A 16,183-nucleotide genomic window follows, 5' to 3' on the forward strand; every position below is an offset into this window, starting at 1 on the left:
GCATTCCCCCTGTGTATTAATGATTTAAAATCCTGCTTAGAAACACTTTTGCCCGTTCTTCTTTCGGATTAGTAAAAAACTCATCCGGCTCGCTATCAACCAAAATGTGTCCATGGTCCATAAATACAATCCGGTTGGCTACTTCTCGGGCAAAGCCCATTTCATGGGTAACCACGACCATCGTCATGCCATCCTTGGCGAGTGTCTTCATGACATCCAGCACTTCGCCGATCATCTCCGGATCCAACGCGGAAGTCGGTTCATCAAATAGCATAATGTTCGGCTTCATCGCAAGACCTCTGGCAATCGCTACCCGCTGCTGCTGTCCCCCCGACAACTGAGCAGGGTAAGAGTCAGCCTTGTCAGGAATCCCGACCTTTTCCAAATAATACATCGCTGTTTTCTTCGCCTCTTCATCGGAAACCCTGAGTGCTTTTCTTGGAGCGAGCGTAATGTTTTCCAAAACAGTCCGATGAGGGTAAAGATTGAAGTGCTGAAACACCATCCCGATGTTTTTCCGAAGCTCATTGATTTTGACCTTCTTGTCATGAACAGGCTCCTTGTTCACAACCAGCTCGCCATCTGTAATAGTTTCCAGACGGTTGATGCACCTGAGCATCGTGCTTTTGCCAGAACCGGAAGGCCCGACGACGACGACGACCTCTCCTTCAGCGACCTCAAGATTGATATCGGTCAGTACTTGGAAATCTCCAAAATGCTTATTAACCTTTCGAAAAGAAATCAATCCTGCACCCCCTTATGCTTGTATGTATGCGGCTCAGGTTTTAAGCCTGCTGCTCCCAAAAAATATGAATTTTCTGACTTGAGTAATAATAATTCCATTAAATTTCCTATTTTCCTGCCTTAACTGACAAAATTCTTATTTTTTTGTATAAACTGTAAGAAAATCTCCCTAAAAAAAAGACTTGCAGATTATGCAAAGTCCTACTTCTCGACACGATATCTTAAATAATTAAAATTGGCGGTTGGAATCTCTTTAACTGTGCTTCCATCTTCACTTTTAAAGATTTCAAATTCCTGATACGTTTCCACTTTATAGGCAATCCCATCATCCATGACCTGCTTCGTTCCTACAAGCTTGTTTTCCAAATCATACGGATCTTCTGCTGCTCCGGCAGCCTTGCCTTGAACGGAAATAGTCTCTTCCCCGCTAAGCATAACCGGACTATGAGTCTCTTCATTCCTGACATCCCAGGAGCTCATATAAACAGAAGCTCCGATGATGCAAACCGCCATCACTGCCGGCCAAAAGCTCTTTTTCAGGCTCATAAGAGGATCTCTCCCACTGTCTTTTTTATTAATCTATTCAGATGAAGACTAAAACATGTCCAAAAAAGCCGCAAATCCAAATGGATTTGCGGCTTCTATTAATTCAGAATGGTTTCTGTTCCTTCTCCATTGCCCTCATCACGGTATTCAATTGCTTTCCCATCATCAGTTTTATGATAGATGCGGAAACGTTCCACCGTATTTTCGGGAGTATAGTAAATGAAGATTTGCGATTCAAGTTTGCCTGCTTTAATAGCTTCTACATCCGGATCTGCAGCAGCTGATTTATATCCATCCTGCGGCATGTAATCGTAGCGAAGCGCTTTGCCGTCTTCAGTTGTCACTTCAACCGGCTGTGTGTTTTGCAGAACGTCCTCGGCTTCTTCTTTTGTTAAACCAATAGAAATTTCATCTCTCATTTCGAAAGGAGAAACGTAATGTGTATCCTCTTCTTGAGCAGGTTCCTCTGCAGGTTCATCCTGTGCGGGCTCTTTCGTCTCAGCAGCTGTATCCCCGTCCGCCGGTGCTGATGGCTCTTCCTGTTCAGGAGCCGGTTCTTCTGGCGTCGTTTCCTGATCTGGTTTTTCCTCTTTAGCCGGTTCTTCTGTTACATCATTTTGCGCAGGTTCTTGTTCATTCTCTGCGGCTGGTACAGCTCTTTTCTCGCTTGCTCCCTGTGATTGGCAGCCTGCAGCGAAAACAAGCATGATGGCTGCTGCTAATGTAATGATCTGCTTGAACATGATGGATAATACCTCCCAAGTTAAAATTCCATTGATAATGTTACCATAAAATAATGAAATAGAGGAAAATCATTGAAGAACTTTCATTGAATTTGTCGAAACATCGCAGCATAAGGTTTCATTTATGTAACAATTAAATTCAAAAGTAAATAGCTGGCCAGACAAATTCTTGGATGAAGAAAATCCGTATCCGTTTTATCAAACTAATTCTCATTTTCTCAGAATCATATCAAGATGGGGAATCCCATCCTCCAAATAGGTATCTGTCACAGCTTCAAATCCAAAGGATCCGTAAAAGTTTCTCAAGTACTCCTGTGCCTGTATCTTAACGGAGGATCCTGTATGAACTTTTCCGATGAATTCCAATGCATGATTCATTAATTGCGCAGCTAAACCTTGTCCTCTGTATTCTGCTTTCACCAATACACGTCCAATGGATGCTTCTTCGAAAGAAATACCAGGTGGAAGCAGTCTTGCGTAAGCTGCAATCGTTCCGTTTATTTCATAATATAGGTGGCAGGAATGCAAATCTTTTCCGTCCGCCTCAAGATAAGGACAGTTCTGTTCTACTACAAACACCTGCGTTCTCTCTTTTAAAATCGAATAAAGTTCCTGGGTCGTCAGTTCATTAAATCGTTTTATTACCCATCCCACTGGCTGTCACCTCATTAAAATTCTTTTTTGGAAAAAGGCTGAAACCACTTGACCCCTTTCCGGTTCACCGGCAGGACTTTCAAGGCAGCGATCAAATGACTGGCATATCCTGCTGCACATGCATAGAAAACACCGGGAACCTGCAAATCCTGCTCCAGGTAATAACCAATAACACAGAAGTAACCAAGACCGACCAGCGAATGCGTAATGCCCCGATGCGGCTGGCGGGAAGCAGCTGAAATATAGAGGCCCATCATGATGATCCAGATTTCATTCATGACAATACCGGCACCCGCTATAACAATGCCCGTCATTAAAAGAATGGTTCTCTTTTTCATAAAAATTCTTGGGAGAGCAATTAAACCTGCACCAATCATCATTCCGATCCATTGTTCTGTTCCTCTTTCTGTAAACGCACTATCACTTGCCAGGAGAATCCCAATTAGAGCCAGCAGCCCGTAAATCCATTTCCTCGAGGTAATGGTGTTTGAAAGCTTTCCGTTTACATCCAAATCAGGTACAAGTCCGGATAGCACCCCAATCCCTATTAAAGATGCAGCAGTCATTGGATCTGCGTGCTGCGTATACGCGACAGCCATTCCAGCTGCGCCGCCTATAAAAGCATGTGAACTTCCCCTCATCATCATTCCGCCTATTCTAGCTGTTATGTAGTTCCTCAATCATTATAGCAAACATACGCTCGCATCTATAGCTTTTTCTTTGACCTTCTAGAGAATTTGGATTATACTATTGTTCTGTGTCCCAGTAGCTCAGCAGGATAGAGCGACAGCCTCCTAAGCTGTAGGCCGTGAGTTCGAATCTCGCCTGGGACGTCTAACAAAAAAAGCCTGGCATCCCTTGTACAAGGGATGCCAGGCTTTTTTGCTGCCAGAATCTTTATCCGTTCATTGGCTCCGGCAAGATTAGTCAGTCTTTATCACTTTGCGGCTTTGGGACATGTTTAAAGATCTCTTCGCTTTCAAAAAATTCAATTAGAGAATCCATCCAATGATAATATTCAAGCCAGCGTTTCGTCTCAGTCAAAAGCAGGTTCAGCCTGGCTTCAATCTCTTCCGTAAGACCTTCTTCCTCTAAGGCCTCCAGCAATTCTCTGCGGATTTTTTTCTCCGTTATTTTATTTCTGCTGACAATTTTACTCCAGTTGGCGGAAAACAAAGAGATAAATGTCTGATAATGATCCTGCTCCACATTATATTTATCCCGGCGTGCACCCTTTTCAAAAACTTTTTCAGCAATATTCAAATCAAGCATTTCCCTCACAACCTGGCTCATTCGCGTTTTGCTCATACCGGTAGCCTGGGATAGCTCATCTAATGTTAATGGTTCCTTATTCAGATAAATAATGCCTAAGACTCTTCCAACTGTTCCGGATACTCCAAAAGCAGCCATATTTTCAGCAGTTCTTTCAATGAACTGATCCTCAGTGTGTTTAATTTTATTCAGGGCCCTCTCGTTCATTATCCTTCTTCCCTTCATCCAAATACGAACTCATTTTTTAAAATACCATATTTTCATCTCATATAACATTACTGAAAAATTTAGAATTTTGCCGAAAAAACGAGAAATTATGATTAGTTTTTCCTATGTATGGGTATAAACCTTATACCCTATACCCGCCAATATCATGCATTAAAAATTGTACGTAAAGTTCATAAACTTTATATTTTACAAAGTTTACTCTATAATAGGTTTCATTATACTTAAAATCTTCTTTCTCTTTAAAGCTATTTCTCTCTAGAAACATAAACGGTGCAGGGTTAAATCCAAAAACATTTTCAACAGATCAAAAAAGACAACAGATTTACTAAACGGAGGTGCAGGCATTTGCTAAAACTAACTAATCTATCAAAAATCTACAAAGGCGGAAAACATGCGGTAAAAGAAATAAACCTTGAAATTGAAAAAGGCGAATTCATCTGCTTTATCGGACCAAGCGGCTGCGGTAAAACGACGACGATGAAAATGATTAACCGAATGATCGAACCTTCAAAAGGAAGCATTTTTATTGAAGGCGAAAACATTTTGGATAAAGATCCTGTTAAGCTCAGACGTGAAATCGGTTACGTGATTCAGCAGATTGGATTATTCCCGCATATGACGATTCAGCAGAATATCGTCCTTGTGCCAAAATTGTTAAAATGGCCGGAAGACAAAAAACGAGCCCGGGCCGAAGAACTTCTTAAGCTTGTTGATATGGGACCTGAATATTTAGACCGCTACCCTCACGAACTGAGCGGAGGGCAGCAGCAGCGGATCGGCGTGCTGCGGGCACTTGCAGCTGATCCTCCATTGATCCTTATGGATGAACCTTTCGGAGCGCTTGATCCAATTACTCGTGATGCTCTTCAGGAAGAATTTAAGAAGCTTCAGAAGACCTTGCATAAAACCATTGTTTTTGTCACCCATGACATGGATGAAGCGATTAAGCTCGCTGACAGGATTGTGATCCTTCGCGATGGAGAAATTGTACAGGTTGGTTCGCCTGATGAAATTTTAAGAAATCCAGCGAATGAATTTGTTGAAGAATTTATAGGAAAAGAACGTTTGCTTCAAGCACGCCCGAACCTTGAGCGTGTCGAACAGCTGATGAATCCGAATCCGATTACGGTTACGACGGACAAAACACTCTCTGATGCCATTCAAATTATGAGGCAGCATCGCGTAGATTCCCTGCTGGTAGTTGGAGAAAACGGTGTTTTAAAAGGATACATAGACGTTGAATCCATTGACTTTAACCGAAAGACAGCAACCTTCGTTGGCGATGTCCTTAACACTGAAGTATTTACTGTTCAAAAAGATACACTGGTTCGGGACACGGTGAGAAAAATCCTAAAAAGAGGGATGAAATATGTCCCTGTTGTCGATGAAAATAAGCGCCTGGTCGGCATTGTGACCAGAGCGAGCCTGGTGGATATTGTGTATGATTCCATTTGGGGTGACGAGGAAATTCAGGTTGTTTCATCTTAATAGAAAGGAGGCTTCCGCATGAACGGAATCATTGAATTTCTGCAAACAAACGGAGTAGAAATGCTTTATAAAACATGGGAGCATCTCTACATTTCATTAATTGCCGTCCTATTCGGCATCATCGTTGCTGTCCCGATGGGCGTTGCACTGACAAGAATGAAAAAAGGCGCAGGCGTAATTATCGGTTTTGTAAATATTATTCAGACATTGCCCAGCCTCGCAATCCTTGCCTTTTTTATTCCGTTGCTCGGCATAGGTAAAGTCCCAGCCATCGCGGCTCTGTTTTTCTATTCCGTCCTGCCGATCCTGCGTAATACTTATACGGGTGTCCGCGGGGTGAACAAGAACCTTTTAGAGTCTGGAAAAGGGGTAGGCATGACGGTATGGGAACAAATCAGGTACGTTGAAATTCCATTGTCCATTCCTATTATTATGGCTGGAATCCGGACATCTACCGTTTACCTGATTGGCTGGGCTACACTCGCATCCTTCATTGGCGGCGGCGGACTTGGAGATTATATATTCATAGGTTTGAACTTGTATCAGCCTGAGTTTATTATCGGCGGAGCGGTGCCTGTAACGATACTCGCTGTAGTCATTGATTACATCCTTTCCATTACCGAAGATAAAGTAACACCTAAGGGAATCAAAGGGATGAAGGAAGTTGCATGAGGAGGCGGCAGTCTTGAAAATGAATAAAGCTAAAAGAGTAATAACGGTCATTTTATTATCCTTCTCCATCATCTTAACCGGCTGCTCCCTTCCCGGCTTAAGCGGAGCTTCGGACACAACTATTAAAATCGGATCTCAAAACCTCACGGAATCTGAGATTCTTGCAAACATGATTGCACAATTAATTCAGCGAAATACGGATTTAGATACAGAGCTGATTAAAAATCTGGGATCCAATTATGTACAGCATCAAGCTATGCTGTCAGGGGATGTGGATATATCTGCTACACGGTATTCAGGAACTGATCTGACAAGCACACTTGGAATGGATGCCATTAAAGATCCTGAAAAAGCTTTAAAAGTTGTACAGGATGAATTCGACAAGCGGTTCGAATACAAATGGTTTGACTCTTTTGGTTTCGATAATACATATGCCTTTACGGTCACGGATAAGCTGGCCGCAGAGAATAATCTGGAAAAGGTATCCGATTTAACGAAAGATGCGGACAGCTATAAGCTTGGAGTGGATAACGCGTGGCTGAAGAGAAAAGGTGATGGCTACCAGGGATTTGTTGAAACATATGGCATCGAGTTTGGACAAACCTATCCTATGCAAATAGGTCTAGTCTATGATGCCGTTAAAAACAAAAAAATGGACATCGTTCTCGCCTTCTCTACTGATGGAAGAATTAAAGCCTATAACCTGAAAATTTTAGAGGATGATAAAAACTATTTCCCTCCTTACGACTGTTCTCCTGTCATACCAAAAAAGGTGCTGAAAGAACATCCAGAGCTTGAAGGGATCGTGAACAAGCTGATTGGCAAGATTGATACAGAGACGATGCAGGAACTGAACTATGAAGTGGATGGAAATTTAAAAGAACCATCTGTTGTAGCGGAGGAATTTCTTAAGAAGAACCATTATTTCGAGTGAAATTGGAGGTGTTTTACATGAATGTGCTGGAGCAGCTTTGGACGTATTATTCCCAGAATGGAGCCTATGTGCTCCATGAATTTTACCGTCACTTCCTCATGTCTGCCTACGGGGTATTTTTCGCAGCCATTGTTGGGATTCCCACCGGGATTTTCATTGCCCGATATCGAAAGCTCAGCAAGTGGATTTTTTCCATAACAAATGTCATTCAAACGATTCCGGCCCTTGCCATGCTTGCTGTCCTAATGCTTGTAATGGGGCTTGGAGTCAATACAGTCATTCTATCATTATTCTTCTATTCGCTTCTCCCGATCATCCGGAATACATATACCGGGATTGTGAGCATCGAAAATGCATATTTAGAATCTGGTAAAGCAATGGGGATGACAAAGCTTCAGATTCTGACGATGGTCGAATTGCCGCTCTCGCTATCGGTCATCATGGCAGGACTTCGTACTGCACTGGTTATCGCAATCGGGATCACCGCCATCGGAACATTTGTAGGCGCAGGCGGACTGGGTGACATCATAGTGCGCGGAACAAATGCTACAAACGGGACGGCGATTATATTGGCTGGAGCCATACCGACAGCTTTGATGGCTGTTCTGGCTGACTTGCTTTTAGGCTGGCTTGAAAAGGTTCTTTCACCGGCTAAAAAGAAAAAGATATGGAGCAGCGGTTCAGAAAAAACTGCCACTTCAGAAGTCCGTACTTCATAATTGGCATAAACAGCACAGTAGAAAGGCTTGGATGATTCCAAGCCTTTCCTGTGCTATCCTTTCCCTTACCAAAAAACAAAATTTAATCATCTGTTCCTAAAATATCTGTATTAGGAGGTTCATACCCCATCTCCCGGAGCATCGCTGCTATTTGCCCTTTGTGATGAAACTCGTGCGTAATGGCGTGCGCCAGCAGTTTTCCAGGAGTAATCGAAATTCGTTCAGAAGCTTCTCTCCAAGGAATCTCACTCTCAATTTGCACATTCAAGTTATGACCATGATGCTCTAATAACTCCATTACAATTTTATCCACTTGCTCAAATCGAAGCGTGATTTCTTCTATACCATAATGATATAATTCTTCCTTAGGTGTAAGTGGTTTTTTAGTCTTCAATAAAACAAATGATCCAAGCCATGCCACGTAGCAATCTGCTGTATGTACAAATGTGTCTCTTATACTCTGCCAACCGAAACCATTTAATTGATTAAGATGAACATGGTTTATTTCTCTGCAGTAATCCAATAAAATTTTTCTGGTTTGCCGGACCCACTCATATTCTTGGTGCAGCATCACAACACCCGCCTATAACAAAGATATAAAGACTACTTCAGTAAAAGGGATTAATAAACCTCTATTTACTGGAGGATTATTAATGTTGTTTAATCCTTCTCAGGTTTGAGTGGAAACCTGGTTTCACCACAATCTAATATGGAACCCAATAAACCAAAAATTTCTCCGAGGGATTATTCTCATACAAACCAGGCAGCTGAATTTCTTCTTTTAACTCAAAAATTGTCTGGTTTTCCAGAAACATAATGTACTCTTCTGAAGGATAATATAATACCAGTTCTACATCTCTACCTGACTGCTCCATGGAGAGCAATATATTTCGAATGATTTTATAAAATACCTGGATGGAAAATGGATTAAAAAAATAAAAGCGGTTATCGAGCGGATGAATGTCATACTCTTCTGCCAGGCAGCAGCAGAATTGAATCTGCTCTTCCCCATCAGGAACCTGTTCCACGTAATAGTCTTTATTTTCAACGGCTTCATTGTAGAGCGCCTCACTCATTTCAACACCCGTCACAGCTGCATGAAAAAAGTAATGGATGTAAAAAGCAAGCCGTCCTTTCCCGCACCCAAAGTCTACGATTTGGTCACTGCTATCCAGTTTATATTGCTGAAATAATATGTCCAGAGCAGCGTACGGCGTCGGTTCATAGGGATTGTAATGGACATTCATTTTCTGCTTTATATCTTCTAAATGAATCCCTGTCCGGATATTCATAAGCTGCTCGTACTCTTCTTCCATGTAGTCCCTTCTTTCTGCAGCCAATTTACCTTCTCTTTTCTGCGATACAACTATACTACACAATATTTCCGCATAACAAAACTAAGCACCTTATCCCAGCAACAAATAACAGCCTGGATTCTTTCTCCATCCAGGCTGTTGTCATCTATTATTAACGGGGATCAGTTTCCTTCCCTGTTTTCAAATCAATCACCTTGACCGGGTCTTTTGGCAATGGAATGGTTCTGCTTGAAGGGGCGTTTTTCTTATTTTCCACCCAATCTATCAGCAAATCAAAGGATTGATGCGCATACGGCAATAATGGCTGCAGTTTTTGCTCTGGATCCGTTTGCTTGTTCCAAACCAGGCTGTCTACGTGATTGCCGCCTTCAATGGTATAAAGGCGATGGAATTTTTCTTTGTCCTGCCATCTTACCATCTTCTCATAGCCTTTTGCATGAATATCCGGGAAAATGAGGGAATCAAGCGAACCTGTAAAACTGATTAGAGGCACTTCAATATCTCCTGTGTTGGCAATTTTGCTGATGTTTTTCTTAACCTCTTTCTTACGGCTGCTGTAATCATAGTCTTCGAAAATATAATCATAGCTGCGGTCCCGTTTCCCTTCTGCCGTAAAGTTCAAATAGTTTCTCCAATTAATTCTGCCAGGTGCACTCGAGTCAAAATGGTCACGGTATATATTCAGCGACACAAACCAATAAACCTGGTCATGATAAGTCCAAAGCTTTTCAGAGCCTTTAGGCAGACCTGCTTTATACATTTGCCTCATTGCTTTTTCCTTCAATTCACCCTGCCCGTAAAGTGCCTCATCCGCATTGTTTACCACCGTTGTCAGCGAACTGATCAGATTCGGTTCCTTTGCCGTCCATAAAACGCCTTCCCAATCGACTCCGCCGTCAAAAAGACGGGGCTCTCCGGTTTTTTCAGGTCCGTCATTCTCAAGTGCATACCTGACAACATATCCTCCATTTGAAATCCCGATGGCATATGTAGGCACTTTATGATCTTTTTTAATCAATTTACTCGCAGGATTTTTTTTATCACTGGCTTTGATGAGCTTGTCCGGATAGTTGTCTGCCAAATATTTTTGAGCCGCCTTCGTTACCTGCCTGAAACGCACATGCCATTCAGCCACACTGTCATCTTCATTGACCAGCGCATTTTTGACCTTTGCAAAAGGATCAGCCGAATCGATCTCTCCCTGCGTCCCTTTATCAATGGCGGCAAAAGCGTACCCTTTTTCCAGAACATAATCACTAAACAGCAAATCAGTGGACGTTTCATTCCGTGTGGCTGGAATTCCTGCCGTCACCAGTTTTCCATTCCAATGGTCCGGTACACGGATAACAAATTTAGCGTCATCAAACATTCCCGTTACCTGAGTACCCGTGACTTCTGCTGGCTTATACATTTGATGCCATCCCGTTCCGCCTGCAGCACTTCCCCAATTGTACGGGGCCAGTCCAAGATTTCCATACAAAACAGCCTGCTCATACTGCTTTGGATTCTTTGTAGTCAGCCAGCTGCTGTTTTTCCCGTCAAAATAGGTTTCCGATACATTCACTGCACCTTTTACCAACGCTTGTTCTTCCATTGTTTGAGCAACAGCATTCACATTTATTACAGGACCAGCAGTAAAGACTAAAGAAGACACCAAAGTAAGCGCTGCCATTTTCTTTTTCAACCAGCTTCCTCCTGACAGAATTACGATTTTCTTTTCATTCTATATCCAATTATTTACTTGCGCATGGGCATTTGGCACTTATATTTAGAACTGAAAATCATGAGAATTTGACAGCATCTTCTTAAAGGAACAGATCGGTCGTCTTAAACTAAGTCCTGCTGAGTGGATTGAAAAAAAAGAAACCACCGGGATGCTTCATTTAAGCATACCGAGGGTTTTGGCTATTACATAACTTCTTTCAAAATTATGGATTTTGCTAATTGTCCTGCTGGAGCAGCAGATTAAAGGATGATATTGTCGCATTTAGTCGAGTTGGCTGTAATCGACACGTGATTGCCCGTTATCGACACGAGTTTGCCCGTTATCGACACAAATCTGCCCGCTATCGACAAAAATTTGCCCGTTCTATACAAACACACGCCTCTTCAGCTTTTGGCAAAACCAATCCAATTTTAAATTACGAGGCAGCTTTGAAAAATCCATCTTCCTCCATCAATCTACCCCAATCGCCGCCCCATTCCTGCTCGAATCCGCGACTCCTTTATACCTTCCTTCAGGTCCATTGATCTCAATGCTTTGTACATTTCCAATCTCTTCAGAAGGCTTAATGAATTTATGTCCCATTCCGTTAAGTTTTTCAAGGATCTCTTTTGGGACTCCATTCTCCTGACTGTAGGATGTAACGCTGTTTGTGTAAATTCTCGGCTCCTCTACTGCCGCCTTAAGCTCCATCCCATATTCCAGTTTGTTAATAATGGTTTGAAGCACAGAGGTAATGATGGTCGGTCCTCCCGGGGAGCCAACAGACAGCGCCGGCTTTCCATCCTTGAATACGATGGTCGGGCTCATGCTGCTCAATGGACGCTTATTTGGCTGAACTTCGTTTGCGCCTCCAGGAACTGCATCAAAGTCCGTCAGCTCATTATTCAGCATAAATCCATAGCCCGGCACCATAATCCCTGAGCCGAAAACTTGTTCAATCGTTGTTGTATAGGAAACTACATTTCCCCACCGGTCCGCTACGGTAAAGTGGGTGGTCTGTCCCACTGCTTTTTTATCCTGCTTTGGCTGCTGATCGTAATTTGCCTGTCCATTTTCATATTTCCAAGGATCTCCCGCTTTTGGAGATGAATTTACTTTGTCTAATGAGATCTGTTTCTGCCTTTCGGAGATGTATTTAGGATCCAGCAAGCCTTTGGCAGGAACTTTGACAAACTCCGGATCCCCTGCATAGACGGCCCTGTCTGCATAGGATAAATGCATAGCCTCTGCAAGAAGGTGATATTTTTGCCATGATTTTTGAGGGTATTGAGATAAATCAAACCCATCTAGCGTTTCAAGCATTTGCAGAAGAAAAATTCCGCCTGAGCTTGGAGGCGGCATACTTGCAATCTGATAGCCCTGGTACTCACCCCAGATTGGCTTGTCCCAGGTAATGCCGTACTTTTTTAAATCTTTTTCATTAAGTGATCCTCCGCGCTTTTGAACCTCTTCCGATAAAGCGCTTGCTATTTTCCCTTTATATAATGCAGCTGATCCATTTTTCTGAATCAGTTTAAATGTTTTCGCCAAGTCTTTCTGCTTCAGTTTTTCCCCTTCTTTAAGCGGTCTGCCGTTTGGTACAAATACCCTTCCGGCTGCTGTTTTCTGAAGCTTGTCTTTATTATCGATGATGGCTTTTGCTAAAACAGAGTCGATTGGGAAGCCCTTCTCAGCAAGCTTCACGGAAGGAGCGATGAGCTTTTTCATCGGCCTTGTTCCCCATCTGTCTAATGCAGCTTCGAGGCCTTTCAGTGTTCCCGGCACTCCCACCGCATTCCCATGTGTATGCCTTTCAGCAAAAGGAATGGGGCTGCCGTTCTTGTCCAAAAACATATCCGGCTTTGCCCCTGCTGGAGCCCGTTCTCTGCTGTCTACAATGGAAGTCTTCTTTGTCTTTGCATCATACACCATCATGAAGCCGCCTCCGCCGATTCCCGACATCATCGGTTCGGTCGTATTGAGGGCAAATTGAATGGCGACAGCAGCATCTACCGCATTTCCTCCATCTTTTAATACATCCGCTCCAATTTGAGAAGCCTGAGGAGTAGCGGCAGATACCATTCCTTTGCTGCCTGTATCAACCTGGCTGGTTTTTTGATGCTTCGATCCAGGCGCTGCCTCAGCCATGAAAGGACATGCCCCAATAAAAACGCCTAAACTAATGAAAAGGGCTACACTCTTTTTAAAAATATTTCCCATCTTTTTTCCTCCCTTAGTCCATAGTTACCTTTTAACCTTATGGGGAAAAATGAGAGAATTCAAATCAAAAGTCATTTTATTCTGAATTTTGTGAGTTTTTATCCTGATTGATTTAAGCCCTATTATGCCATTGATCCTAAAGAAGGGCTTAATCAAGCTTCCGATCCAATTGCTCAAGCACTGGAATGTTTTGCAATACTTCGGGATCATTCGGTATAAATTTGAGCACTGCACGGTTGTGGACCAAAGACTTCCCATAGTCTCCAAGATGGAAATAGCAAAGGCCAAGCTGTTTGTGTGGAAGCCAGGTCTTGTAGGGCATTGTCTCATCCGCCCAAAGATCATCCGGAACAGGCACTTCAAGTGCTAATCTATACCAGAAAGCTGCCTGGCTGTATTGCTGGCTTTTAAGGAAATGCTCTCCAAGCCGGCAGCAGGATTCCGGCCTTGGGGTATCCCATTCAAGAGTTTTTAGTGTAATTTCAAGCTCTTTATCCTGTTTTCCCAAATGATAATAACAGCTGGCAAGCTTTCCGCTTACATAAATGCGGTTCTCCAAAGGAATCCCATCTATGGCCAAAAACCGTTTATAAGCACTGACAGCTTTTTCATACATTTTGTGTTTATGCAGCTCTCTTGCATAATGAAACAAATCATGAGGGGTCAGCTGTATTCCTTTCTTTCGCTGTTTCTCATAAATCCTCAGGTTCCGGTCTGAATCCATCCTTTTCTCTTGCTTATTGTGAGTAACCACAATGTCACTCTCATAAAGCTGATACGATTCAGCAGCAGCTAAATCCTCATGCACATACCCATGCCATCTGAACTTCCCGCGTTTAACAAGGCGAATCCTTTTGACTGTTGAAAGTACGTTGTTGTTTTCATCTAACAGAATATGATAAGGCATCGTCACAGCATCAATGGCTGAATCCAAAGTCTCCTTCAGTGCAAGTAATTTCTGTGCGTTCTCAGAAGTTAAAAAATCATCCGCATCAAGCCATAAAATGTAATCCATTTCTGCTTGGTCAAAAACATAATTTCTTGCTGTTGAAAAATTATCTGACCATTTAAAATCCAGAATTTTTGATGTCCATTCCGATGCTATGGCTTTCGTTTGGTCTTTAGAGCCGGTATCGGCAATAATAATTTCATCCGGAATTCCTTTTATAGATTGTAAACAATTTGCAAGATTCTCCTCTTCATCCTTTACAATCATGCATAAACTGATGGTTGCCAATTGTCCGTCCTCATTTCAATAATTTAGCGTAAATAACCAAATTTACAGGTTTACTTATGAAGGATAAAATTTGCAAAGTACATTCAGAAACAGGTCCTTATATTTTCTGTTTCATTACCTCACTCAGGTCGTCTTCCGGCAAGCATTGTTTAAGTTCTGGCCATATATATAGATAGTTTATTCAAGGCTGCATGTTCCGGATTCTAAATTACTATCCCAACTGATCATTTATGTATAAACTTCCATCCCTCAGCAAAAAATGACATCATACCATACTAATGATCGCAAAGGATGTTTTCATGGAAAAATTGCTGATAAGAGGGCTGTTCGCAGCTTGTACTGTTGCTTTGCCTTTTGTATTTAAAAGCAAATATTTCAAAGAGCTGCTCATTGTCTTTTTTGCAAAAGGATCGCTATCAACCATCTTGGATTTAGTTTATATCCGCCATAAAAGAATTGAATATCCGGTTCGTCCTTTTCCAAAAATTTTTCAAACGAACATCCTGTTTGATATGTTTTTCTTCCCATTACTGAGTGTTATTTGGGTTCGGCAATCGTATAGAGACGGAATAGGCGGGATTCTATTAAAAAGCCTTACGTGGAGTGTGCCGATGAGTATCGCTCAATGGTATATGGAGAAAAAAACAAAGCTTTTCAAGTGGAAAAAATGGAACATCTTTTACACGTTCAGCTGTACCAGCTTTACGCTATTAACGATACGGGCGCTTCATGCAGCAGTAAAAAAAATTGAAGCCTTTAAAAATGATCATAACCACAGCGAAAGAAGCTGACCCATAAGGTAATAAACCTTTTGGGCCAGCTTCTTTTTCGGTGTTATGGAAAGGATAGTGGAGCAATCCTGTCTGCCATTAAATCTTATTTTCCCCCTGTAAAGGATATTCCTTTAATAAAGTACCGGTTAAAGAATCCGTACAGAAGCAATACAGGAAGAGTAAATACCATTGAAGCTGCCATAATATAGTTCCAGTAGGAAATATATTGGCCTTTAAATGTATTAAGACCAAGCGGCAGCGTAAACATTGTTGGATCGGACATGATAATCAGCGGTCTCATAAAGTCGTTCCAGAAGCCCATGAAAACAAAGATTGCCTGGGCAGCAAGTGCAGGTTTTGCAAGCGGAAGCACGATCCGGAAGAAAACACCGAAACGGTTCAAACCATCAATCTCTGCAGCTTCTTCGAGTTCTTTAGGGAAGTTAATAAAGAACTGGCGCATCATAAAGATAAAGGTAACGTTGATCATCGCAGGAATAATCATTCCCTGATACGTATTAAGCCAGCCAAATTCCTTAAGAATTAAGTAGTTCGGAATCATCGTGACCTGAGCAGGAATCATCAAAATGGCAAGGATTAAAATAAACAGCGGCTTCTTCCCAGGAAAGCTCAGCCTTGCCAGAGCATAGCCCGCCATACTGTTGAACAGGAGATTCAGCAGGGTACCGGCTACTCCGATGAATAAACTGTTAAAGAGCCATCGCGGGAAAAGCTTTTGCTCAAGGAAAATTTGCTTATAGTTATCAAATGTAAACTCTTTCGGAAAAAAATTGATGGATCCGCTCACGATTTCTCCAAGTGTTTTAAACGATGAGCCAAGTGCCCATAGGAATGGGATAAGCGTGACGACTGCGTATAGGATAAGGATTACATACAGCAAGAGTTTTCCTGGCTTGAATTTTTTCACTGAC

At 42.2% G+C, this 16,183-nt stretch carries 17 protein-coding genes and 1 tRNA gene; 6 read left to right on the forward strand and 12 right to left on the reverse strand.

Annotated elements, in window-relative coordinates; genetic code table 11:
* Window positions 1–16: 16 nt before the first annotated feature.
* The 5 genes from AS29_RS15055 to AS29_RS15075 form a co-directional block, all read right to left on the reverse strand.
* Complete coding sequence (locus AS29_RS15055) at window positions 17–745, reverse strand: amino acid ABC transporter ATP-binding protein (RefSeq protein WP_035409102.1); 729 nt, start codon at window positions 743–745, stop codon at window positions 17–19.
* Window positions 746–945: 200 nt separating this feature from the next.
* Window positions 946–1,290, reverse strand: coding sequence for a hypothetical protein (locus AS29_RS15060; protein ID WP_035409104.1), 345 nt, complete (start codon window positions 1,288–1,290; stop codon window positions 946–948).
* Between the two features lie 98 nt (window positions 1,291–1,388).
* On the reverse strand, window positions 1,389–2,033 hold the full coding sequence (locus AS29_RS15065; RefSeq protein WP_051860723.1) for a hypothetical protein: 645 nt from the start codon (window positions 2,031–2,033) through the stop codon (window positions 1,389–1,391).
* A 210-nt stretch (window positions 2,034–2,243) separates the two neighbouring features.
* Window positions 2,244–2,687, reverse strand: coding sequence for a GNAT family N-acetyltransferase (locus AS29_RS15070; protein ID WP_035409106.1), 444 nt, complete (start codon window positions 2,685–2,687; stop codon window positions 2,244–2,246).
* A 14-nt stretch (window positions 2,688–2,701) separates the two neighbouring features.
* Entirely contained in the window at window positions 2,702–3,328 is a 627-nt protein-coding gene (locus AS29_RS15075; protein WP_035409108.1) for a metal-dependent hydrolase, read from the reverse strand.
* Window positions 3,329–3,446: 118 nt separating this feature from the next.
* Between AS29_RS15075 and AS29_RS15080 the strand changes: the two genes are divergently transcribed.
* A tRNA-Arg gene (locus AS29_RS15080) sits at window positions 3,447–3,520 on the forward strand.
* Window positions 3,521–3,614: 94 nt separating this feature from the next.
* Here the strand turns inward: AS29_RS15080 and AS29_RS15085 are convergent.
* Window positions 3,615–4,166: a GbsR/MarR family transcriptional regulator gene (locus AS29_RS15085; RefSeq protein ID WP_035409110.1), complete on the reverse strand. Its 552-nt coding sequence runs from the start codon at window positions 4,164–4,166 to the stop codon at window positions 3,615–3,617.
* A 366-nt stretch (window positions 4,167–4,532) separates the two neighbouring features.
* On the opposite strand from AS29_RS15085, the gene AS29_RS15090 reads away from it, so the two are divergent.
* Genes AS29_RS15090 through AS29_RS15105 form a run of 4 tightly spaced genes read left to right on the forward strand, consistent with a single transcriptional unit; the run spans window position 4,533 to window position 8,000 of the window.
* Complete coding sequence (locus tag AS29_RS15090; RefSeq protein ID WP_035409111.1) at window positions 4,533–5,675, forward strand: betaine/proline/choline family ABC transporter ATP-binding protein; 1,143 nt, start codon at window positions 4,533–4,535, stop codon at window positions 5,673–5,675.
* A gap of 18 nt (window positions 5,676–5,693) precedes the next feature.
* Window positions 5,694–6,347 (forward strand): ABC transporter permease, encoded by a 654-nt coding sequence (locus tag AS29_RS15095; protein ID WP_035409113.1) that lies wholly within the window; start codon window positions 5,694–5,696, stop codon window positions 6,345–6,347.
* 19 nt (window positions 6,348–6,366) lie between these two features.
* The gene (locus tag AS29_RS15100) at window positions 6,367–7,281 is read left to right on the forward strand and encodes an osmoprotectant ABC transporter substrate-binding protein (protein WP_082883880.1); all 915 of its coding nucleotides are present in this window, start codon (window positions 6,367–6,369) and stop codon (window positions 7,279–7,281) included.
* A gap of 17 nt (window positions 7,282–7,298) precedes the next feature.
* On the forward strand, window positions 7,299–8,000 hold the full coding sequence (locus AS29_RS15105; RefSeq protein ID WP_035409118.1) for an ABC transporter permease: 702 nt from the start codon (window positions 7,299–7,301) through the stop codon (window positions 7,998–8,000).
* 82 nt (window positions 8,001–8,082) lie between these two features.
* Here the strand turns inward: AS29_RS15105 and AS29_RS15110 are convergent, their stop codons facing one another.
* From AS29_RS15110 to AS29_RS15130, 5 genes are all read right to left on the reverse strand, one after another.
* Complete coding sequence (locus AS29_RS15110) at window positions 8,083–8,571, reverse strand: DinB family protein (RefSeq protein WP_035409119.1); 489 nt, start codon at window positions 8,569–8,571, stop codon at window positions 8,083–8,085.
* 133 nt (window positions 8,572–8,704) lie between these two features.
* Window positions 8,705–9,316: a class I SAM-dependent methyltransferase gene (locus AS29_RS15115; protein WP_035409350.1), complete on the reverse strand. Its 612-nt coding sequence runs from the start codon at window positions 9,314–9,316 to the stop codon at window positions 8,705–8,707.
* 151 nt (window positions 9,317–9,467) lie between these two features.
* Window positions 9,468–10,910: an alpha/beta hydrolase gene (locus AS29_RS15120; protein ID WP_442854538.1), complete on the reverse strand. Its 1,443-nt coding sequence runs from the start codon at window positions 10,908–10,910 to the stop codon at window positions 9,468–9,470.
* A gap of 582 nt (window positions 10,911–11,492) precedes the next feature.
* On the reverse strand, window positions 11,493–13,241 hold the full coding sequence (gene ggt, locus AS29_RS15125; RefSeq protein WP_051860724.1) for a gamma-glutamyltransferase: 1,749 nt from the start codon (window positions 13,239–13,241) through the stop codon (window positions 11,493–11,495).
* Between the two features lie 148 nt (window positions 13,242–13,389).
* Window positions 13,390–14,478: a glycosyltransferase gene (locus AS29_RS15130; protein WP_035409125.1), complete on the reverse strand. Its 1,089-nt coding sequence runs from the start codon at window positions 14,476–14,478 to the stop codon at window positions 13,390–13,392.
* 299 nt (window positions 14,479–14,777) lie between these two features.
* Between AS29_RS15130 and AS29_RS15135 the strand changes: the two genes are divergently transcribed.
* On the forward strand, window positions 14,778–15,269 hold the full coding sequence (locus AS29_RS15135; protein WP_035409127.1) for a CBO0543 family protein: 492 nt from the start codon (window positions 14,778–14,780) through the stop codon (window positions 15,267–15,269).
* 85 nt (window positions 15,270–15,354) lie between these two features.
* On the opposite strand, the gene AS29_RS15140 is transcribed toward AS29_RS15135, so the two are convergent.
* Window positions 15,355–16,179 carry a carbohydrate ABC transporter permease gene (locus tag AS29_RS15140; protein WP_035409129.1) on the reverse strand — a complete coding sequence of 275 codons (825 nt, stop codon included), beginning with the start codon at window positions 16,177–16,179 and terminating at the stop codon, window positions 15,355–15,357.
* Window positions 16,180–16,183: the final 4 nt, after the last annotated feature.

This window comes from Bacillus sp. SJS (genome assembly GCF_000732485.2).
Lineage (GTDB): Bacteria > Bacillota > Bacilli > Bacillales > Bacillaceae > Metabacillus_B > Metabacillus_B sediminis.